Annotated in this window: 21 protein-coding genes; 16 read left to right on the forward strand and 5 right to left on the reverse strand. The window is 69.0% G+C overall.

The genetic code is table 11. The annotated features are described in order from the left end of the window. Positions 1-14 precede the first annotated feature (14 nt). From OG488_RS11985 to OG488_RS11995, 3 genes are all read right to left on the reverse strand, one after another. Positions 15-923, reverse strand: a complete 909-nt coding sequence (locus OG488_RS11985; protein WP_329228598.1) for a carbohydrate ABC transporter permease — start codon at positions 921-923, stop codon at positions 15-17. Positions 924-928: 5 nt separating this feature from the next. Further along, on the reverse strand, positions 929-1,831 hold the full coding sequence (locus tag OG488_RS11990) for a carbohydrate ABC transporter permease (protein WP_329228600.1): 903 nt from the start codon (positions 1,829-1,831) through the stop codon (positions 929-931). A 91-nt stretch (positions 1,832-1,922) separates the two neighbouring features. Then, complete coding sequence (locus OG488_RS11995; protein WP_329228602.1) at positions 1,923-3,239, reverse strand: ABC transporter substrate-binding protein; 1,317 nt, start codon at positions 3,237-3,239, stop codon at positions 1,923-1,925. Positions 3,240-3,489: 250 nt separating this feature from the next. On the opposite strand from OG488_RS11995, the gene OG488_RS12000 reads away from it, so the two are divergent. Continuing rightward, entirely contained in the window at positions 3,490-4,539 is a 1,050-nt protein-coding gene (locus tag OG488_RS12000; RefSeq protein ID WP_329228604.1) for a LacI family DNA-binding transcriptional regulator, read from the forward strand. A gap of 87 nt (positions 4,540-4,626) precedes the next feature. Then, positions 4,627-5,652, forward strand: a complete 1,026-nt coding sequence (locus OG488_RS12005; RefSeq protein ID WP_329228606.1) for a LacI family DNA-binding transcriptional regulator — start codon at positions 4,627-4,629, stop codon at positions 5,650-5,652. A gap of 9 nt (positions 5,653-5,661) precedes the next feature. Here the strand turns inward: OG488_RS12005 and OG488_RS12010 are convergent, their stop codons facing one another. Both OG488_RS12010 and OG488_RS12015 read right to left on the reverse strand, forming a co-directional pair. After that, a complete protein-coding gene (locus OG488_RS12010; RefSeq protein ID WP_443074211.1) occupies positions 5,662-6,855 on the reverse strand; it encodes an MFS transporter in 1,194 nt (397 codons plus the stop codon). Positions 6,856-7,107: 252 nt separating this feature from the next. Next, the gene (locus tag OG488_RS12015; RefSeq protein ID WP_329228608.1) at positions 7,108-8,037 is read right to left on the reverse strand and encodes a LysR family transcriptional regulator; all 930 of its coding nucleotides are present in this window, start codon (positions 8,035-8,037) and stop codon (positions 7,108-7,110) included. A gap of 127 nt (positions 8,038-8,164) precedes the next feature. Between OG488_RS12015 and OG488_RS12020 the strand changes: the two genes are divergently transcribed. The 14 genes from OG488_RS12020 to OG488_RS12085 all read left to right on the forward strand — a co-directional run bounded on the left by OG488_RS12020 (position 8,165) and on the right by OG488_RS12085 (position 21,488). Then, the gene (locus OG488_RS12020; protein ID WP_329228610.1) at positions 8,165-9,166 is read left to right on the forward strand and encodes a fumarylacetoacetate hydrolase family protein; all 1,002 of its coding nucleotides are present in this window, start codon (positions 8,165-8,167) and stop codon (positions 9,164-9,166) included. After that, a complete protein-coding gene (locus OG488_RS12025) occupies positions 9,163-10,125 on the forward strand; it encodes a cyclase family protein (RefSeq protein WP_329228612.1) in 963 nt (320 codons plus the stop codon). The genes OG488_RS12020 and OG488_RS12025 overlap by 4 nt, the downstream gene beginning before the upstream one ends. Positions 10,126-10,148: 23 nt before the next feature. Continuing rightward, positions 10,149-11,279, forward strand: a complete 1,131-nt coding sequence (locus OG488_RS12030; RefSeq protein ID WP_329228613.1) for an FAD-dependent oxidoreductase — start codon at positions 10,149-10,151, stop codon at positions 11,277-11,279. Next, the gene (locus OG488_RS12035; RefSeq protein WP_329228615.1) at positions 11,276-12,274 is read left to right on the forward strand and encodes an amidohydrolase family protein; all 999 of its coding nucleotides are present in this window, start codon (positions 11,276-11,278) and stop codon (positions 12,272-12,274) included. The genes OG488_RS12030 and OG488_RS12035 overlap by 4 nt, the downstream gene beginning before the upstream one ends. 23 nt (positions 12,275-12,297) lie before the next feature. Next, complete coding sequence (locus OG488_RS12040) at positions 12,298-13,236, forward strand: VOC family protein (RefSeq protein WP_329228617.1); 939 nt, start codon at positions 12,298-12,300, stop codon at positions 13,234-13,236. A gap of 104 nt (positions 13,237-13,340) precedes the next feature. Then, positions 13,341-14,405 (forward strand): MBL fold metallo-hydrolase, encoded by a 1,065-nt coding sequence (locus tag OG488_RS12045; protein WP_329228618.1) that lies wholly within the window; start codon positions 13,341-13,343, stop codon positions 14,403-14,405. 23 nt (positions 14,406-14,428) lie between these two features. Beyond that, positions 14,429-15,400 carry a fumarylacetoacetate hydrolase family protein gene (locus OG488_RS12050; protein ID WP_329228620.1) on the forward strand — a complete coding sequence of 324 codons (972 nt, stop codon included), beginning with the start codon at positions 14,429-14,431 and terminating at the stop codon, positions 15,398-15,400. After that, positions 15,397-16,164, forward strand: a complete 768-nt coding sequence (locus OG488_RS12055; RefSeq protein ID WP_329228621.1) for an SDR family NAD(P)-dependent oxidoreductase — start codon at positions 15,397-15,399, stop codon at positions 16,162-16,164. Before OG488_RS12050 ends, OG488_RS12055 begins: the two co-directional genes overlap by 4 nt. Then, on the forward strand, positions 16,161-16,916 hold the full coding sequence (locus OG488_RS12060) for a CoA transferase subunit A (RefSeq protein WP_329228623.1): 756 nt from the start codon (positions 16,161-16,163) through the stop codon (positions 16,914-16,916). The genes OG488_RS12055 and OG488_RS12060 overlap by 4 nt, the downstream gene beginning before the upstream one ends. Beyond that, positions 16,913-17,572 carry a CoA transferase subunit B gene (locus OG488_RS12065; RefSeq protein ID WP_329228624.1) on the forward strand — a complete coding sequence of 220 codons (660 nt, stop codon included), beginning with the start codon at positions 16,913-16,915 and terminating at the stop codon, positions 17,570-17,572. The genes OG488_RS12060 and OG488_RS12065 overlap by 4 nt, the downstream gene beginning before the upstream one ends. Positions 17,573-17,757: 185 nt before the next feature. Next, the gene (locus tag OG488_RS12070) at positions 17,758-18,972 is read left to right on the forward strand and encodes an FAD-dependent monooxygenase (RefSeq protein WP_329228626.1); all 1,215 of its coding nucleotides are present in this window, start codon (positions 17,758-17,760) and stop codon (positions 18,970-18,972) included. A 23-nt stretch (positions 18,973-18,995) separates the two neighbouring features. Further along, complete coding sequence (locus OG488_RS12075) at positions 18,996-20,036, forward strand: cupin domain-containing protein (protein ID WP_329228628.1); 1,041 nt, start codon at positions 18,996-18,998, stop codon at positions 20,034-20,036. 36 nt (positions 20,037-20,072) lie between these two features. Continuing rightward, positions 20,073-20,939: a fumarylacetoacetate hydrolase family protein gene (locus OG488_RS12080; protein ID WP_329228630.1), complete on the forward strand. Its 867-nt coding sequence runs from the start codon at positions 20,073-20,075 to the stop codon at positions 20,937-20,939. 99 nt (positions 20,940-21,038) lie between these two features. Further along, entirely contained in the window at positions 21,039-21,488 is a 450-nt protein-coding gene (locus OG488_RS12085) for a MarR family winged helix-turn-helix transcriptional regulator (RefSeq protein ID WP_329228632.1), read from the forward strand. Positions 21,489-21,625: the final 137 nt, after the last annotated feature.

Here is a 21,625-nt window from a genome sequence, read left to right on the forward strand (position 1 = left end):
GGCGGGGGCGGGTCTCAGCCCTTGACCGCTCCCGAGGTGAGGCCCTTCATGACCTTCTGATTGAGGAAGAGATAGATCAGGAGGGTGCCGAACACGTTGATGCAGATGGCCGCGAACAGCGGACCGTACTGGGTTGCGCCGAAGTCGCCGGTGAAGTTGAGCAGGCCGACCTGGATGGTCCGTAGATCCTGGTTGTTGGTGAAGGTCAGCGCGATGAGCAGGTCGTTCCAGATGAAGAAGAACTGCACCAGACCGACCGTCAGCAGGGCGTTGCGGACCAGAGGCACGCTGATGGTCCAGAAGGCGCGCAGAATGCCGGCGCCGTCGATGGTGGCGGCCTCGAAAAGCTCACGAGGGACGGTGCGGTAGTACGTGGCCATCATGAAGACGGTCAGCGGCAGGCCGGTTCCGGTGTACGTGAGGATCAGTGGCCACAGGGTGCCGGACAGTCCCGTCTGGAAGTACACGGTGAACAGCGGCAGAAGGATCATCTGCGGGGGCACCATCATGCCCGCCAGGAAGACCAGCAGGGTGAGGCTGCGCCCCTTCCACACCATGACCTGCAGAGCAAATCCCGCGGCCGTTCCCAGGAGCAGCATGAGTGCCAGGGAGGGCAGGACGGCGAGGAGGCTGTTCTGGACGTAGAGGCCCAGGTGGCCGGTGGTCCAGGCCTCGGAGTAGTTGCCCCACTCCCATGTCGTCGGCAGACTCCAGGTGGAGTTGTTGAGGTAGTCGTCGTTGGACTTCAGGGACGTCAGGAACATCCAGATCAACGGGTAGATCTCGACGACCAGCAGCAGGGTGACAACGATCTTCACCCCCAGCCGGCGCGGTGCCCAGGCCCTGCGGACCGGCCCGGTGGTTCCGGAAGGAGCTCGGTGCCGGCGGCCCGCGGAGGTCTTCACAGGTGTGTCGATGGCCATGGCGCTCAGCCCTCCGTGAGGTCGCGCTGCGAGACGCGGTAGACGACCAGGCTCACCAGCAGGCAGACCACGGTCAGCAGCAGGGCGATGGTGCTGCCGTAGCCGTAGTCGCTGTAGGTGAACGACGTCTGGAACATGTACAGGGTCAGGGGCGTGGTGCCGCTGCCGGGGCCGCCGTTGGTGAGGGCGACGACGGAGTCGAAGACCTTCAGGGTGCCGTTGATGCTGAAGATGAGTGACGACATCAGCACCGGCAGGGACAGCGGCAGCACGATGTGCCGGATCAGCCGGAGCCCCGAGGCCCCGTCCAGGCGGGCCGATTCGAGGACCTCGTCGGGGATGTCGACCAGACCGGCGAAGAGCAGTACGGCGTAGAAGCCCATGGAGCGCCAGATGTCCATGCCGATCAGGACCCAGAACGCGCTTCCCGCGCTTCCGAAGAAGTCGATGGAGTCGATTCCGACCGCGTTGAGCAGCGAGTTGACCGGGCCTGTCTGCGGTGCGACCTGGAAGAACTTCTGGAACAGCAGACCCACCGCGACCGTGGGCAGCACGACGGGGAAGAAGGCCAGGGTGCGGATGAGCGCGGAGGACTTCTTGAGGAAGAAGACGTACAGCAGGGCCAGCAGATAGCCAGCGACGACCTGTCCCACCGTGACGACGGCGCCGTACTTGAGGGTGAACCAGAGCGCGTCCCGTACGGCTTCGTCGGTGAACAGGCGCTGGAAGTTGTCCAGTCCGTTGCCGGTGAAGCCGTCGATGGTGTTGCCCTTGGTGAAGGAGTAGCCGAGCGACCACACCATCGGGACGAGCATGATCAGGGAATACACGAGGAGTGCGGGACCGAGCAGGATCAGGATGGCCCTGCGGTCACCGAGGACGCGGTGCATGGGTGGTGTCCACTTCATTTCCGTTGAAGAGACCTGCCGTGCGGGACCGGGGGCGGCACACGCGGGGTGCGGGGCGTGCGAGGAGGCCGGTTGGGCCGCCCCCGGTCGGTCACTGGGCGGTCAGGGCGTCCTGCACGGTCTGCATGAACTTCTGCGGAGTCATGCTGCCGCTGACCAGGGACGCGGCGTTGGTCTGGCTGATCGTGGTGGCCTTGGTACTGAAGAGGGCCTCGAACCACAGCACGTTCTGCTTCGACCCGCCGATGGTCTCCCTGACCTGCGTGGTGACCTCGTTGGCGTCCTTGACGTCGCCGTTGACCTTGAAGCCGGAGATCGCTCCCTGGTCCTTCAGCACGGTCGCGCCGTAGTTCTTGGCGATACAGGCGGTCCAGTCGCCCGCCTTGTCGTCGAAGGACTTCCTCGCAAGGGTGATGCCCAGACCGACGTTGGACGGGTACTGGCCGATCGCGCCCTTGCCTCCGGCCACCGCGGGGAAGGGCATGAACCCGACGTTCTCGGCGCCGACCTTGTTCTGCTCGGCGTCGGAGATGTTGCTCAGTGCCCAGCTGCCCATGTAGAACATGGCAGCCTTGCCGCTGAGGAACTGGTTCATCGCCGTGTCGTAGTCGATGGAGCCGAGGCCCTTGCCGAAGTAGCCCTTCTTGCCGAGTTCGGCGACTTCCTCGGCGGCCTTGACGTACTCGGGATCGGTCAGCGCGGCCTTGCCTTCGGCGACCTTCTTGAGCGCGTCGGGACCGAGGCTGCGGTAGAGGTACCCGCTGATGAGGCGGGTGAGAGGCCAGCCCTGCTGTCCGGACGCGGAGAACGGCTGCACGCCCTTGCTCTCGAGCTTGGCAGAGGCGTCGACCAGCGCGTCCCACGTGGCGGGCTCGGATATGCCGTTCTCGGTGAAGAGCTTCTTGTTGTAGAAGATGCCCTCGATGTTGTACTCGTACGGCAGGACCGCCAGTTTGCCGTCGTAGAGCGCCTTGACCGTCGAGACGGCGGCGGGCTCGATCTGGTCCAGGACCCCGAGGTCCTTCAGTTCCTTCTCCAGGTCGGCGATCTTCCCGGATCCTTCGAGCTGGTTCGTGAGCGCCGGGGCGTTGCCTGCGGCGAACTGCACCGGAAGTGCGTCCTGACCGGCCAGGAGCTGGAGCTTCTGGTCGAGACTTGCCTGCGGAACCGTCTCCACCTTCAGCGGCAAGGCCTTGTTCTGGGCCTCGCACTCGCCCTTGGACAGGGTGGTCAACGCCGTCTTGACCGCGGTGTTCTCCGTGACGCTGAGGTAGCTGAAGTCCTTCGGTGCGGACGAGGAGCTGGCGCCGCTGCCGCCGCAGGCAGTGGCCAGGAGCGACAGTGAGGCGGCACCGGCGGTGAACAGGCTCAGGCGTGCACGGTGGGCACGGGACATACGAGGGGACACGGAAGACTCCCAAGAAGTATGGAGAGGAAGGCGAGGCTGCGGAGCGGCACGAAGGGCGACGTAGGCCCTGCCACGAGGAGAGCGTGTAAAACGTTCTCTACTAAGATTGGGCAACACCCTGCACCCCTCCATCCTTTTCCGTCAAGACACAGAGAAGTAACACTGCCGTGTTGCGGAAGACCACTTGACGGCCCACGGGGAACCTGTGTAGACCGTTACACTCACCACTACGAGATCCGGAGCACTGACGATGGACCGGGCTGCGACACCCAGACAGAACAAGCGTGTAACCATCACCGATGTCGCCCGGCACGCGGGCGTGTCCACCGCCGCCGTCTCCAAGGTGATGCGCAACGCCTACGGTGTGAGCCCGGCTATGCAGGAGAAGGTCAGAGCGGCGATCGCCGAGCTCGGCTATCGCCCGCACGCGGCGGCGCGTGGCATGCGAGGCCGGACCTACACGATCGGTGTGCTGCTGGACAACGTGCGCAACGCGTTCTTCGCCGACATCCTCGACGGCGTCCAGGACGAACTCCGCGACAGCGAGTACACCGTGCTGATCGGCGCGGCAGGATTCTCGCCGGAGGAGCAGGCCAGGACCATCCGCTCCATGGTCGACCGACAGATGGACGGCCTGATCCTCATCGCCCCGGGGACGTCGCGCCACGAGGTGCTGGCGACGGCTGCGGACACGCCCACCGTGGTCCTCGGCCACCACGACGGATCCGACATCCACGACTCGGTCGTCGATGCCGACGACATCGGAGCCGGCCTGGTCGTCGACCATCTGGTCTCTCTGGGCCACCGCGACATCGCCCTGGTCTCGGCCCCGGGCACCAAGGCCAACCGGTGGAAGCGCACTCCCGAGATCGTGCTGACCGCCGGATACCTGGAGGCAATGGAACGGCACGGACTGTCCGAGCACGCGCAGGTGCTGCACGCCGCGTACTCGGACGAAGGCGGCTTCAAGGCGGGAATGACCCTGCTGACGGCCACACACCGGCCGACCGCCGTCATGACTGGCGCCGATGTCGCGGCTCTGGGCGTCTACCGCGCGGCCCACGAACTCGGCTTGCGTATCCCCGAGGACGTCTCTCTGGTGGGCTACAACGACACCGCTCTCGCCGCCTTGGCGACTGTTCAGCTCACCAGCGTCGACCAGGCCGGACACACCATGGGCTCCACCGCCGCCCGCATGCTCATCGAGCGGGTGGAAGGCAGACGGGACCGTGCCATGCAGACGACCATGACTCCGCGTCTCGTGCAACGCGGCAGCACCGCGGCCCCGGGGAGCCGTTGAACCATGCCTCGGCGGGCGCCCGCAACCGTTCCCACGGTGATCCCGGCACCGGGGCCCCGGCCGGATGCAGGGACGGTTCAAAAGGGCGTGGCGGCCCGCCGGACCGGCATCAAGGACGTCGCACGCGAGGCCGGCGTGTCGCTCGGCACCGTGTCGAACGTCCTCAACCGCCCGGAGATCGTCGCCGAGTCCACACGCAGGCGCGTTCTCGAAGTGATCGACTCGATCGGATACGTACGCACCGAAGGCGCACGGCAGTTGCACGGCCTGGCCTCCCGTGTGATCGCCGTCGTCGGGCTGGACTCGGCGGGCCCTTCCTTCACGGCGCTGACCACCGGCGTCGAGCAGGCCGCCCGCAAGGCGGACCTCGGCGTCATGGTGTGCACCGGCGCCCGTGACCTCGCGGAGGAAGCCCGGCACCTCGCGCTGATCACCTCGCACCAGCTTCGCGGGGCCGTGCTGATGTCCGGTGACGGAGTCGGCCGGACGGTGGCCGCGTTCCGTCGGCATGCGGTGCCCTTCGTCATGGCCGACCAGTGCGCGCCCGAACCGGGCAGGTGCTCTGTGGGTGTCGACGACGTCGCCGGTGGTCACGCGGCGGTCCGTCACCTGCTTGGGCAAGGACACCGATCCGTCGTCCACGTGGGCGGACCCGAGCGGCTCGCACCGATCCGGGACAGGCGCAGGGGTGCACGCAATGCCGTCAGCCGGTCCGGACTCCCCTCCGTCTCCCTGCACGAACTCTCGTGCCTGGACATGACGGTGAGCGCGGGCAAGGACGCCGGGCAGCGCATCCTCGGCATGCCGACGCGGCCGACCGCCGTCTTCTGCGCCGACGATCTGCTCGCTCTGGGGGTGATGCAGGCCCTGTACGAGGCCGGGCTGAGGGTGCCGGAGGACATCGCAGTGGTCGGCTACGACGATCTCGCGTTCGCCGCGTCCGCCGTCGTGCCGCTGACCACGGTACGGAGACCGACCGTCGCCATGGGACGACAGGCCGGCCGCCTCCTCATCGAGGACACCGCGCATGACGCCGCTCACGAGCATGCCCGCGTCGTACTGCAACCGGAACTGGTCGTGCGCCGGTCCACCTTGGCAGTGCCGGCGCGGTGACCTCGAAGGTCAGGGCTGCTCAGGAGCATGGCGCAGTGGGGCGGTCGGCGTCCGCCGGGCCAGGAGAAGCGGGGCAGCGGCGAGGAGCAGGGTGACCAGGCCGAGTGCTCCGACGGCCGAACCGAGGTCGCCGAGGGACTCCTTGCCGCCGAGAAGGATCAGCGGGCAGGCGAACTCGCCGAGGAAGAACGCCGAAGTCCACAGACCGGTACCGCGCCCCCGGTCTGCGAAATCGAGGCGGGACATGGCCAGCGTCAGCAGGGACGGCAACAGCAGACCCGTGCCCACGCAGTTCACCACAGCGCCCGCGATCAACAGGGGCAGGCTGTCACTCAGTCCCATCAGAAGGAAACCCGCGGCGCACAGTAGGAGGACGACGGGCAGACGGCGTTGTGGGTGGCTCGTGAGCCGGGTGAAGAGCACCGAGCCTAGGACGGTGGCCGCACTCGCGACCGCGGTGGCGGCACCTATACCTCCAGTGGAGTCGACGCCCAGGTCGTCGAGGAGGTACGACATCTCCACGGGGACGGTGTAGAAGACGACGGCACCGAATGCGGTCAACAGGCAGATCCCAGCCATCCGGCGCACCGGGAAGGGCCGCTTGTCCGCCGCGAAAGCGGCCGGCTCACGCTTCACCCCGGCTGAAGGCTGTGGCGTCGGCAGCGCGCGGGCCATGGCGGGGGCGAGCAGCAGCCCGATTCCGTACAGCCAGAACGGCGCCTGCCAGCCGGCCCCTCCAAGGGCTCCGCCGAGTGCGAAGAAGACGGTGGCGGATGCCGATGCGCACATGGTCTGAAGTGCGAGGTAGCGGTCGCGGACGCGCCCGGAGTAGTAGTCACCGATCAGCGTCGTGCACGCGGTCATGATCGCCGCCTCGGCCACCCCCACCAGCACACGGCTGACGAGAATGCCCTGCAACGAGTCCACGTACAGCGGGACCGTGCCGAACAGCGTGTACAGGAGCGTCGCCACGACCAGGAGGCGCTTGCGGCCGAGACGATCGACGATGACACCCGCGAAGGGAGCCAGCAGCGCCAACGACAGGGCGGGAACGGTCAGCACCAGGGGAACCAGCGCCGCGCTCCCGGCGACGTCTGCGAAGTGCTCCTGCATGCGGGGCAGGACCGGTGCGAGCAACACGGCGCCGAGGACTGGCAGGCAACTGCCGGCCATGAGCAGGGCGGCAGGGAGCTTTCCCTGCACGTCCGGGGAAGCGTAGGCAGGGGAAGGCGGGGCAGCGGGAGCGGACACAGCGGCACTCCAGAGCGCGAGGCGGGAAGGGGGTGTGCGTGGCGCCCGGTCCGTCCGGCGAGGACGTCGGTGCGCGGGGGCAGCGATGTGACACGACTATGCGGCCCCCTCGATGGCCTGCCCAGCCCTGCCGTGATCCGATTTTCTGATGCCATCGATCCACGCCGTGGATACCGGGATTCGGCCCTGCGCCACCGCCGCCCGTCAGGACGGCCCCGGCCTCTCCTGCGTGTCGGTCATGCGCCTGCCGACCCGGGCAGCCGTTTCACGGAGCCAGATGTGTGCGGCGTCGTGGGTGTGTACGGGGTGCCACCACATCGCCTCCTGCAGCGGCACCGCCTCGTACGGCGGCTCCACCACGCGTACGGGGGCGAGCGGTGCCAGCAGGCGGGCGAGGCGTTCCTGGATCAGGGCGATGCGCCGGGTCCCGGCCACCAGCAGCGGAAGCAGCTGGAAGCTGTCGACGGAGACCTCGACGCGCGGCTCGACGCCGAGCATGCCGAGCTGTCGCACGGCCGGGGCGTCGTACGTGCGCTGGTAGGTGACCCAGGGCAGCCGTGCCAGATCCTGGCGGGTCAGGCGGTCCTCCACGCTCGGGTGGTCGTCCGCGACGAGGAAGACCCAGCTGTCCTGGTAGAGGTCGGTGGCGGGGAAGTCGCTGACGACGCCGTGCGGCATGAGCAGGCCGTCGGTGGTGCTCAGCAGCGTGCCCGTGTCGTCGACGACGGACGTCGGGGGCTGGGTGAAGCGCAGGCGGATGCCGGGGGCCTCCTCGTGCATGACCCTGGCGAGCTCGGTGCCGAAGACGGCGACGGCGTAGTCGGACGCGATCAGCTTGAACTCCCGGCTCTCGCTCGTCGGGTCGAAGTCGGCCTGGCTGGCGAACAGGCGCTCCAGGACGTCGTAGGCGGTCGAGGTGCGGTCGAGCAGGACCTGCCCGAGGGCGGTGAGTTCGTAGTGGCCGCCGACCCGGGCGAGCAGGTCGTCGTCGAAGTGGCGGCGCAGTCGGGCCAGCGCGGCGCTCATGGCGGGCTGGCTGAGCCCGATGCGTTGTCCGGCGCGCGTGACGTTGCGCTCCTCCAGGAGAGAACGCAGCGCGACGACGAGGTTGAGGTCCAGACGGGACAGGTTCACGGGCTTTCCCCTTGCGATATGGCGCCTACCAGGGTGAATTAACACCGTGGATGGCTAGCATCCACACAATCTATTTCCATGATTGTGGGTGGCGGGTCCAGATTAGTCACATCGCAATCAGGAGGACATGTTCGTGAAACCTGCACCCGCATCCGCGCTCTTCGCCGGACCGTTCGCCCTCGCCACACTGTCGGCCCCGGAGGGACCCGCGTTCCCCGCTCTGGTCACCCCCGACGCCCAGGTGCTCGATCTGCGAGCCGCTCTCGGCGACGACCGACTTGCCGTCCGGAGTCTCCTGGAGGACTGGGAGGCCACCCTCCCTCGTCTGGAAGCACTGGCCGAGGACGGCGGACAGCAGCGGAAGCCGCTGGCGGACTTCCAGGTGCACGCTCCCGTCGAGCCGCGCCAGGTCTTCCAGTCGGGCGCGAACTACCGGCAGCACGTCATCGACCTGCACGTCGCGCACAAGGCCCCGGGCGACGAGCGTTCCGAGGAGGAGCGGCGTGCGGAGGCGGCGGAGATCATGGACCGCCGGGCGGCGGAGGACCTGCCTTACGTGTTCATCGGTCTGCCGAGCGCGATCACCGGCCCGTACGACGACGTGGTGCTCCCTGCCTGGGCCGGGAAGCCCGACTGGGAGCTGGAGCTGGCCGCGGTCATCGGCCGCCCCGCCTACCAGGTGTCCGCCGAGGAGGCGATCGATCACGTCGCCGGGTACACGATCGCCAACGACCTCACCGATCGCGCGACCGTCTTCCGCCGGGACATGCCCCAGATCGGCACCGACTGGCTGCGCAGCAAGAACGCTCCCGGTTTCACACCGCTCGGCCCCTGGATCGTGCCGGCCACGTCCGTCGCGGACACGGACGACCTGCAGGTGACGCTGAAGTTGAACGGCGAGACCATGCAGGACGAGTCCACCAAGGACATGATCTTCGATGTCGCCCGTGTAGTGGCCTACGCCTCGCAGACCGCGCAGCTCCTGCCCGGCGACGTGGTGCTGACGGGCAGTCCTGCCGGCAACGGGATGCACTGGGGCCGGCTGCTGCGCGACGGGGACGTCATGGAGGGTTCGGTCACCGGCCTCGGCGTCCAGCGCACCCGCTGTGTCGCGGAGGAGACCTCATGAGCCTCGACCGCACCGACCCCGAGCGCTCGATCGCCGAGGCCGCCACAGCCTGCTCCAACTGGGGGCGCTGGGGTGCGGACGACGTCCTGGGAACCCTGAATTTCCTGGATGAGGCCAAGCGCCGCGAGGGTGCGGCCCTCATCCGGCGGGGTGTCAGCTTCTCGCTCTCCCAGCGCTTCGACATGGACGGCCCGCAGAAGGGCTGGCGCCGGCGCACCAACCCGGTGCACACCATGCTCGACACCGGTACGGACGCCGTCGTCACGGGGCAGGGCTTCCCGCACGGGCTCGGCGGCGCCGACGACGTCATCGCGATGCCGCTGCAGTGCTCCACCCAGTGGGACGGGCTCGGGCACATCTTCGACCACGGCAAGGCCTGGAACGGGCGCCCGGCCGAGAAGGTCGTCACCTCCGAGGGCGACCTGGTCACCGGCATCGAGCACATGGCACCGCACGTCGCGGGACGGGGAGTGCTGCTGGACGTCGGCCGCGTGATGGGTGAGGACGGGGAGTTGCCCGACGGCTTCGCGATCACCACGGAACACCTGGTCGCCACGGCCGAGGCCCAAGGGGTGGGTGTCGGCCGTGGTGACATCGTGCTGGTGCGCACCGGGCAGCTCGCCCGGACCCGCCGCGACGGCTGGGGCGACTACGCCGGAGGCCCGGCCCCCGGCCTGTCCTTCACCACGGCCGGCTGGCTGCACGGCACGGAGATAGCCGCGATCGCCACCGACACGTGGGGCTTCGAGGTGCGGCCCAACGAGTTCGACCACGCCTTCCAGCCGCTGCACCAGGTCGCCATCCCCAACATCGGTCTTCTCATCGGTGAGATGTGGGACCTCGATGCACTCGCCGAGGACTGCGCGACGGACGGGGTCTACGCGTTCTGGCTCACCGCCGCGCCGCTGCCCATCACCGGCGCGGTCGGCAGCCCGGTCAACCCGATCGCCGTCAAGTAACACCAGGAACAAGGGAGTTCCCCATGAGTAGAACCCGTAAGGTCCTGGTGATCGGTGGCGGCGCGGCCGGCAACGCCATCACGGTCCTGCTGCGCCGGGCCGGCGTCGACGTCGATCTGATCGAAGCGAAGGACGACTGGAACGCCACGGCCGGGTCCGGCATCACCCTCCAGGGCAACGCCCTGCGCGTGCTGCGTGAGCTCGGCGTGTGGGAGCAGGTGGAGGCGTCGGGTTACGGATTCGGCTCGGTCGGCATCACCGCCCCGGACGGCACGGTCCTGCACGCACAGGACGACATCCGCAGCGGTGGCGACGACCTCCCTGCAACCGTCGGCATGCAGCGCCCCCAGCTCCAGCAGATCCTCATCGACGCCGTCCGCGCCAGCGGAGCCGACGTACGCCTCGGTGTCAGGGCCACCACCCTGGATCAGGACCGCGACGGCGTCGCCGTCCGCTTCACCGACGGCACCGACGGCCGTTACGACCTGGTGATCGCCGCGGACGGCCTCGGTTCCACGACCCGCGCCGCGATCGGCATCGCGGCGAAGCCGGAGCCGACCGGCATGGCCATCTGGCGCGTCGCCGCCCCACGGCCCGTGGGACTGACCCGCACCGACCTCGCCTACGGCGGCCCGGCCCACATCGCCGGGTACTGCCCCACCAGCGAGACCACCCTCTACGCGTACGTGGTCGAGGCGAACCGCGACCGCGCCTCCATCCCGCCGGAGTCCTACGCCGACGAGATGCGCCGCCTGACCTCCGCCTACGGCGGCTTCTGGCCGGAGATCACCGAGACGATCACCGACCCGTCCAAGGTCAACTACACCTGGTTCGACCGCATGCTGATCGAGGGCTCGTGGCACCGCGGCCGGGTCGTCCTCGTCGGCGACGCCGCCCACTGCTGCCCTCCCACCCTCGCGCAGGGCGCCGCCCTGTCCCTGGAGGACGCCTGGGTCCTCGCGCAGATGCTGACCGGCTCCGACACCTGGGACGACTCCCTGTTCCAGGCGTACTACGAGCGCCGCATCACACGGGTCCGTCCCGTCGTGGAGGCCTCCGTACAGATCGGGCAGTGGCAGCTCGACGGGGTACGTGACGCCGATGTTCCCGGCCTGATGGGCCGCACCATGACCATGCTCCGGGAGCTGCCGTGACCACCCCGACAATCGACGTCCACGCCCACGTCCTTCTGCCCGAGGTCGAGGCACTCGTCGCCGGCCTGACCGGCCACGCCGAGGCCAAGCAGCTCGACGCCCGGCGCAACGGCCGCGCCGCTCTCGCCGTCAGCGGTCCCATGGTCGGCGAGCGGATCCCGAAGCTGACCGACGTCGCCGTACGTCTCGCGTCGATGGACGCGCAGGGTGTGGACGTCCAGCTGGTCAGCCCCTCCCCGTCGCACTACCACTACTGGGCCGACGAGGACACGGCGGAGAAGGTGTACCGGCTCGCCAACGAGGCCACCGCCGCACACTGTTCGGCGGCACCCGAGCGGCTCCACGGTCTCGGGCTCGTGCCCCTCCAGCACCCGGGTCTGGCGGTACACGCGCTCGACCACGCGCTGGAGCAGGGGCTGCTCGGGGTGGAAATCTCCAGCCACGCTCCAGGGCGCGAGCTGTCCGACCCGGCCTACGAGCCGTTCTGGGCCCGTGCGGAGGAGACGGGCGCAATCCTGTTCCTGCACCCCTTCGGCTGCACGCTCGACGAACGCCTCGACCAGTGGTACCTGTCCAACACCGTCGGCCAGCCCACCGAGAACGCCGCCGCCCTCTCCCACCTCATCTTCTCCGGGGTACTGGACCGGCACCCGGGACTGAAGCTGATCGCCGCCCACGGCGGGGGCTACCTGCCCACCCACATCGGCCGCTCCGACCACGCCTGGTCGACGCGCACCGACGCGGGCGCCGACTGCGCCCACCTGCCCAGCAGCTACCTGAAGCGGATCTACTTCGACTCCCTCGTGCACGACCCGCGTGTGCTGGGCTCGTTGATCGAGGTCGCAGGAGCGGACCGGGTCGTGCTCGGCTCCGACTTCCCCTTCGACATGGGGTCCGAGGACCCGGTCGGCGCCCTGCGCGCCGCGCGGCTGTCCGTGACCGACTTCGACGCGGTACGCGGCGGCAACGCCGCCGCCCTGCTGCGACTCGCCTGAACCTCAACGAGGAGGAAACCATCATGAGCGCACGCCTGCTCACCCACCTGCGCCACGTCGACCTGGCGGTGCCGGACTACGACAAACAGCTCGACTTCTACGCCGGCGTCTGGGGCCTCACCAAGGTCTCCGAGGACTCCGGGATCTCCTTTCTCGCCGCCGAGGGCTCCCCCGAGCAGTACGTCGTACGACTGCGCAAGGCCGAGCAGAAGCGGCTCGACCTCGTCTCCTACGGCGCCGCGAACCCGGCCGACGTGGACACCCTCGCCGAGAGGCTCCTCGCCGGCGGCGTGCAGCTGATCTCGCGGCCCGGCACGGTGGACACCCCGGGCGGGGGGTACGGCTTCCGCTTCTTCGACGTCGACGGCCGCACGATCGAGGTCTCGGCCGACGTCGAGGTCCGGCAGCACCGGAAGATCGAGGAGAAGGAGGCCATCCCGGTCAAGCTCTCCCACGTCGTCCTCAACTCCCCCGACCTCAACCGCACCCGTCAGTGGTACGAGCGCCACCTCGGCTTCGCCCTTTCCGACACGCTCTCCTCACCGCACATGGGCGAGGTCATGCACTTCATGCGGATCAGCAACCAGCACCACTCCATGGCCATCGCCCAGGGTCCGCACACCGCCCTGCACCACGTCTCCTTCGAGATGCGCGGCATCGACGAGTACATGCGCGGCTCCGGCCGCGTCATGCGAGCCGGTTTCAAGAAGGTCTGGGGCCCCGGTAGGCACATGGCCGGCGACAACACCTTCACGTACTTCCTCGACCCCCACGGCAACACCGTCGAGTACACCACCGAGCTGGAGAACCTCGACGAGGACACCTGGCACCCCCACGTCTACGACTTCTCCCGGCCCGAAGTCACCGACCAGTGGGGCACCGCCAACGCCATGAACGAGATCGTCGCCAAGGAGTCCTTCAACGACCCCGACCGCGGCGTCTTCATCGCCCCGCCCGTCTGAGGCACGCCCCCGGGCGGTACGGCGGCCCGCCGTCCCGCCCGCAGGGCAAACTCCGATCCGTCTCCCCCCGCTTTCGCATCGGCGCCGATCGAAGGAACCAGCAGATGAGCCCTAGCACCACCCCGTTGTCCCGGCGCGGCCTCCTCGCCGGGGGCGCGGCAGCCACCGCTCTCGCGGTCACGCCGCAGACGGCCGCGGCCGCAGCCTCGCACCACGCGCCGGACCCGGGACGGCACCGCCTGGTGGTACATCTGCTGGGGACGGCGGGCGGCCCACCGCCGTACGGCGACCGGATGGGCATCGCCTCCGCCGTGACCGTCGGGTCGGACACCTATCTCGTGGACTGCGGCCGCGGAGCGGTGACACAGTACCTGCGGGCAGGCCTGTCGATGCCCTCCCTCAAGGGCATCTTCCTCACCCACCTGCACTCCGACCATCTCGTGGACTACTTCGACTTCCCCCTGTTGTGCGCCGGTGTGATGCCGCCCCAGCCCGGACTCGGCGGAACCGTTCGTGTCTGGGGCCCTGGACCGAGCGACACGGTGCACAGCGGCCCCGTCTCCCCCGAGCAGCCGGCGCCGGGCATCATCGAGACGACCCGACGTGCCAACGCCGCCTTCGCCGCCTCCACCAACGCTTTCGTCGCCGAGGGCTTCGGGGTCGATCCCCTGTCGATGCTCGACGTGAGGGAGCTGTCGGCCCGGCCCGGCACCGTGGTGACGGTGCTGGAGACGCCCGCGCTCAAGGTGACGGCCACCCGGGTGCCGCACGGCAACATGTCCCCTGCCTACGCCTACCGGTTCGACACCGAGCACGGCTCGGTGGTCTTCTCCGGCGACACCAGTCGCAGCGACGACCTCATCGCCCTGGCCCGGGACTGCGATCTGCTGGTTCACGAGACCATCCAGTCCGCCTGGTTCGAAGAGCAGAAGCTGCCCACGCCTGTGGTCGAGCACATGCGTCAGGTCCACACCGACATCGGTGAGATCGGAGGCATCGCTGCGGCCGCACGGGCGCGCCAGGTGGTCCTCACCCATCTCGCGCCGGCGGGCCCGCAGCAGTTCACCGACCGCCAGTGGTCCGCCGCGGCCCGGGACTCCGCCCGGGCGGCGGGCTACCGGGGCCGCATCACCGTGGGGCACGACCTTATGCGCATCCCGCTCGCCTGATCCCACCTCTCTGGAGCCGCACCATGCGTTTCGCCGCTTATGAACACCAGCACCGCCGGAGGGTCGCGGTCGTGGAGGAGGACGGCACCCTCCTCCCCCTCCCCGGGGTCACCGACCTCGCCGCGCTGGTCAGGGAGACCGGCGGACTGCCCGGCCTCCTGGAGGCCGGCGCGGCGGCCCTCGACGTACCACCGGGGCCTGACGTCTCCCAGGTGCGGCTGCTGCCCCCGCTCCAGCCCGCCTCCGTGCGGGACTTCGTCACCTTCGAGGAGCACGTCGAGGGGGTGCGCCGCGCCGTGGAGGGGACGGCCGGTGTGCCCGAACAGTGGTACGCGGCCCCGACCTTCTACTTCACCAACCCGCACGCGATCTACGGCCCGCAGGACGGCATCCCCGTGCCCCCGGGTTCGTCCGTGCTCGACTTCGAGCTGGAGGTGGGTGCCGTGATCGGCCGGGAGGGCCGCGACCTCACGCCCGCCCAGGCCCGTGACCACATCGTCGGTTACACGGTCTTCAACGACTGGTCCGCCCGTGACCTCCAGGGTGCGGAGATGAAGGTCGGTCTCGGCCCCTGCAAGGGCAAGGACACCGCCACCACCCTGGGGCCCTATCTGGTGACCGCCGACGAGCTGGAGCCGCACCGCGACGCCGAGGGCTTCCTGCGGCTCGCCATGAGGGCGGAGATCAACGGGCAGGTGGTCGGCGAGGACCTGCTGTCCAACATGAGCTGGACCTTCGAGGAGATGACCGCCTACGCCTCGCGCGGCACCCACGTGGTCCCCGGTGACGTGCTCGGTTCAGGCACCTGCGGCAACGGCGGCTGTCTGGCCGAGCTGTGGGGCATGCGCGGCGATCGGACCCCGCCGCCTCTGGTGCCGGGCGACACCGTCGCCCTCACCGTCGAGGGACTCGGCACCCTCACCAGCACCGTGGTCCCCGGTGTGGAGCCCCTCCCGCTCCCCGCAGGCCGGCGTCGCACCCGGGAACGGCCGTGAACGAGCCGCACCCCAAGAGGCTGATCGGCAAGGTCGTCGTCGTCACCGGTGCGGCCCAGGGCCAGGGCGCCGCCGAGGCTGCGGCCCTCACCCGTGAGGGCGCCCGGGTGATCACAACGGACGTCGTGGAGGCATCCGGCTGCCGGCGGCTGGACGTCACCAGCGAGGAGGACTGGGCCGAACTGGCCCGCGAACTGCGGGAGTCGTACGGTCAGGTGCACGGCCTGGTCAACAACGCGGGCATCACCTGGCGGGCCCGCGTGGGCGACGCCAGGCCGCAGGACATGGCACGCGTCCACGCGGTGAACGTCACCGGTCCGCTGCTCGGCATCCAGCACCTGGCACCGCTCATGCCGGCCGGCGCCTCCATCGTGAACGTCGGTTCCTCGGCCGCCCTCACGGGCCACTACCCGGTCGCCTACACCACCAGCAAGTGGGCGCTGCGGGGCCTGTCGAAGACCGCCGCGCTCGAACTCGGACCCCAGGGCATCCGTGTCAACACGATCCACCCCGGCTACATCGAGACCGAGATGACGGCCTCGACTGCCCCTGAGTTCCGTGAGTCCAACATCCGTGAGACACCGCTGGGCCGCACCGGGAGCGTCGAGGAGGTGACGCCCCTGGTGGTCTTCCTGCTCTCGGGCGAGTCCTCGTTCATCACCGGGGCGGAGATCCCCGTCGACGGTGGTCTCACCTCGCACGGCGGCGTCAAGTCCGTCTCCGACGCCCTGGGCCCATTCGGCCGAAAGGACATCCGCCCATGAACAAGGTCTGCGCCGGCGTCGCGGAGGCGGTCGCCGACATACCCGACGGGGCTTCGCTCGCTGTCGGAGGCTTCGGCCTGGCCGGCATCCCCGCCGTCCTCATCGACGCCGTCCACGCGCAGGGCGCGACCGCTCTGGAGGTCGTCTCCAACAACTGCGGAACGGATGACCGCGGTCTCGGCGTGCTGCTGGCCGCCGGCCGCATAACCCGCGTCACCGGCTCCTACGTCGGTGAGAACAAGGAGTTCGCCCGTCAGTACCTCTCCGGCGAACTGGAGGTGGAACTCACCCCACAGGGCACACTCGCCGAGCGGCTTCGCGCGGGCGGCGCGGGCATCCCCGCCTTCTACACCCCGGCCGGCGTCGGCACCCAGGTGGCCGAGGGTGGCCTGCCGTGGCGGTACGCACCCGACGGGACCGTCACGGTCGCATCGCCGCCCAAGGAGACCCGGCAGTTCCGTGGACGCCCCTACGTCCTGGAGCACGGCATCACCACCGACTTCGCCCTCGTACGGGCCTGGCGCGGCGACCGCCACGGCAACCTCGTCTTCCGCCGCGCGGCCGCGAACTTCAACCCGCTCGCCGCGATGGCCGGCCGCATCACCGTCGCCGAGGTCGAACAACTGGTCGAACCCGGCGAACTGGGCCCCGACGAGGTGCACCTGCCGGGCATCTACGTACAGCGGGTGGTGGAGCTGACCCCGGCCCAAGCGGGCGACAAGCATATCGAGAAGAGGACCGTACGCGCATGAGCACCACGGGCTGGAACCGCGACCAGATGGCCGCTCGCGCCGCCGCCGAACTCACCGACGGTTCCTACGTCAACCTGGGCATCGGCCTCCCCACCCTCGTCCCCGGCCACCTCCCACTTGGGGTGCACGTCGTGCTGCACTCCGAGAACGGCATCCTCGGCACCGGCCCCTACCCCACAGAAGAAGAGGCCGACCCCGACCTGATCAACGCCGGCAAGGAGACCGTGACCGTCCGGCCCGGGGCCTCATTCTTCGACTCGGCACTGTCCTTCGGGATGATCCGCGGCGGCCACATCGACACCGCTGTCCTCGGAGCCATGCAGGTGTCGGCTCAGGGAGATCTGGCGAACTGGATGATCCCCGGAAAGATGGTCAAGGGCATGGGCGGTGCCATGGACCTCGTCCACGGCGCCCGCCGCGTCATCGTCCTCATGGACCACACCGCCAAGGACGGCACGCCGAAGATCCTTCAGGAGTGCACCCTGCCCCTGACCGGCCAGAACTGCGTCCACCGGATCATCACCGACCTCGGTGTCCTCGATGTCACCGACGAGGGCCTCGCCCTCGTCGAAACCGCTCCGGGAGTGACCATCGAGGACATCACCGCGCGCACCGGCGCTCCCCTGCGCCTCGTCAGCAGCGCTGCCGTCTGCTGACCGCGGCACCGGACCGATACGCGGAGCAGCGGCTCGCGGCATGCGAGCCACCGGCCCCGTGGACCACCCATTGACATCAGGGAAACACCACCGCAATGTAATCAGTACACCAATGATTGGTGTACTGATTAAACACATCGACTCTCTCCGCAGCGTCCGCCGCTCCTTCCACGCCAGGAGGCCGTATGTCCAACACTCCAGAACCTCTCCGTATCGCCGTGGTCGGCGGCGGCATCGGTGGACTGGCCGCGGCGTTGGCAGTCGCCCGTTCCGGACACCACGTCACCCTTGTCGAACGATCGGCCCAGTTCGGCGAGCTCGGGGCCGGTCTGCAGCTCGCGCCGAACGCCTCCCTCGCCCTCGAACAACTCGGTGTCCTCCCGGCCGTTCAGGGCACGGCTGTCGCCCCGCCCCGGCTCGTCATGATGGACGCTCTCACCGGCGACCAGGTCACGTCACTGGACCTGCGCAGTGCGGCCTACACCGAGCGTTTCACCCACCCCTACCTCGTCACACACCGCACCGATCTCCACGCCGCGCTGCTGGCCGCCTGCCAGGAATACCCCTCGGTCACCCTGCGCACCGGTCACACCGTCACACACATCGACCAGAACGAATCAGGGGCCCAGCTCCACTTCGCCGAGGACCACGCAGTACTGGCGGCGGACGCGGTCGTGGCCGCGGACGGCCTGCACTCCCGCCTGCGCCAGACCCTGGTGGGCGACGGAAAGCCGGTCTGTTCCCGCTACGTGGCCTTCCGCGGAGCCCTGCCCACGGAGAAGATGACCGGCCGCATGTCGCAGCACGCCGCGTCGGAGGCCGTGATGGTGTGGGCCGGACCCCGCATGCACCTGGTGCAGTACCCCGTACGTCGCGGAGAGCTGTACAACCAGGTCGCCGTCTTCGAAAGTGACCACTACACGCCGGATTCCGACGACTGGGGCACCGAGGCCGAGCTCGAGGAACGCTTTGCCGGAACCTGCCTGACCGTGCGCGACGCGCTCCCCCTCATCTCGCGCGACCGGCGCTGGCCCCTCTACGACAGGCTGCCCATCGACAACTGGGTGCACGGCCGGATCGTCCTCCTCGGCGACGCCGCCCACCCGATGCTCCAGTACCTGGCCCAAGGCGCCTGCCAGGCCCTGGAGGACGCAGTGGCCCTGGGAGAGAGCCTCGGCCGGTTCGGCGATCCCGCGGACGCCTTCACCGCATACGCCGCGCAGCGCACGGAACGGGCGGCACGCATCCAGACCAACGCCCGCCGCTTCGGGGAAATCTGCCACCTGGAAGGCATGGGCGCCACCTTCCGCAACCAGCTCCTCGCATCCCGCAGGCCCGACGACTTCGACGACATCTCGTGGGTGTGGACCCCGGCCGCGACCACCGTTCCCACCACGTGATCCCGATACCGAAGGAGGACACCATGACGACCGACGAAACCGTCTACAAGGCCCTGGAGTCGGCGGGCGCCGCACCGCTGTGGCGCTTCTACGGCAACCTGTTCCCGGCCCAGCCGAAGAGCCGGGCGGTCCCCCACCGCTGGAGCTGGCAGGAACTGCGCCCGTACCTGCTGCACTTCTCCGAGACGCTGTCACTGCACGAGGCCGAACGGCGCGTCCTCATGCTGGTGAACCCCGGCCTGACCGATCCCCCAGCCACCGTCAACACCCTTTACGCAGGACTACAGATCATCCTGCCCGGCGAGACCGCCCAGGCCCACCGGCACACCTCCAACGCCTTCCGCTTCATCCTGGAGGGCAGCGGAGCCTGGACGACGGTCAACGGCGAGCGTGTCTTCATGTCGCCGGGCGACCTGCTGCTCACCCCCGGGTGGCACTGGCACGACCACACCCATGAGGGCGACGCGCCGATGATCTGGCTCGACGCGCTGGACTACCCACTCGTCAACACCCTGGAAGCCGGCTTCTACGAGAAGTACCCGCAGCGCCTCCAGCCCGTGACCCGCCCGGACGACGCGGGCAGCAGGCAGTTCCTGCACGGCCGGCTCAACCCGGTCTGGCTCACCCAGGACGGACCCAACTCCCCCGTGACGCGTTACACCTGGGAGGAGACCCGGCACGCCCTGGACAGCATCGCCGACACCGCCGAGGGAAGCGACGTCGACGGCATCGTCCTGGAGTACACCAACCCGTGGACCGGCGGCCCGGTCATGCCCACCATCGGCTGCCGCGTCCAGCGGCTGCGACCGGGCTTCCAGGGATCCGGCCGCCGGCACACCGCCTCCACCATCTTCAGCGTCGTCCGCGGCGAGGGCACCACGATCGTGGACGGCGAGCGGCTGGAGTGGTCGAAGAACGACACCTTCGCCGTGCCCGGCTGGGCCTCCTACCGGCACCTCAACGCCTCGGCCTCGGACGACGCCGTCCTGTTCTCCTACAGCAACGAGCCGGTCATGCGCTCCCTCGGCCTGTACCGCACGGAAGACGCCGACCCCGGCGCCTGATCCGCCACCCACCCGACACCTCACAAGGAGGCCCTGATGCGTCTGGTCCTGTTCAACAAGGGGCGGCTCGGCGTCGTCGATGGCCACGACCTCGTCGACGTCACCGAGCAGCTCGCCGGCTCCGGCACACCCGGCCCCGCCGGAGCCTTGCACCACTTCATCGAGACCACGGCCCGTGGCGGAACCGCTCAACTCGACCTCACCGGTCTCCCGCGCGTCCCGCTCACCGAGACGGCCCTGGAAGCACCGCTGCCCCGCCCTGGCAAGATCGTCGGCGCACCGGTCAACTACCTCGACCACAAAGCCGAGATGGAGTACACCACCTCCATCGCCGACCTCGGTGTCTTCCTCAAGGCCAACTCGTCGGTCATCGGACCGGGCCAGGACATCCTCCTGCCCTACACGGACAAGCGCACCGACCAGGAGGGCGAACTCGGCGTCGTCATCGGACGCACCGCCACCCACGTCAGCGCCGACGAGGCACTGGATCACGTCTTCGGCTACACCTGCGTACTGGACATCACCGTCCGCTCCGGCGAGGACCGCTCCACCCGCAAGTCGTTCGACACCTTCACCCCCCTCGGACCGTGGATCGTCACCGCCGACGAGATCCCCGATCCGGACACCCTCGACCTGCGCTGCGACGTCGCCGGTGAGACCCGGCAGCAAACCAACACCGCTGATCTGATCTTCGGTGTCCGTGAACTGATCGCCTACACGTCCTCCGTCATGACCCTCCATCCCGGTGACGTGATCGCGACCGGCACACCGGCCGGCGTGGGACCGCTCAGCCACGGCGACAGGATCGTCCTGGACATCGAGCGCGTCGGCCGTCTCGAAGTGGGCGTCGACGGCAACCGGGCCGTCCCCTACGAGCAGCGCCCCGGAGCTCGGTTCCGCTGACAGCGCCGCGGCCGAGAGGTGGTGCCGGGCACTCGTAGACTCCCAGGGCCTGCCGGCTCCCTGACCGGCACCACCTCAGAGCTCAATGAACGGAGCATCGTGGCGCGCGCACTGGAGCTGCACAACTACGTCGGACATCTCATCCGGCGCGCGGAACAGGTCCACACCGCCCTGTGGTTCCGCCACGTGTCCCGCGACATCACCTCACAGCAGTTCGCCGTCCTCAACGCCCTGCGCCAGGAACCGGGCATCGACCAGCGCACCCTCGCCCACCACACGTCCCTGGACCGCTCCACGATCAACCAGATGGTCCGGCGCCTGACGGGCCAGGGCTATCTGAGCCAGGTGCGGGACGAAGAAGACCGCAGGCGAACCCTGCTGCGCCTGACGGATGAGGGAGCCGCACTGCTCGACTCCCTCATCCCTGCCGCGAAACGCATCAACGAGCAGCTCCTGGAGTCACTGACGGAGAACGAGCGGGCGCTGGCCACGGACATTCTCCGCAAGATCGCGTCCCTGGACGACGAGCCGCTCGACGGCGCGGCGTAGCGGACCGGCACCAGCCCCGGCCTTCAGCCTGAGCCGTCCTGGGACCGGTGCCGTTCCCCTTTCCCGCACCATGCAGTCGATGACACGAGCATGGCCTGACCCACTTGGTAGAGGTCGGCACGCATCGGCCCGGAACC

Origin of the sequence: Streptomyces sp. NBC_01460 (genome assembly GCF_036227405.1) — a bacterium.
GTDB lineage: Bacteria > Actinomycetota > Actinomycetes > Streptomycetales > Streptomycetaceae > Streptomyces.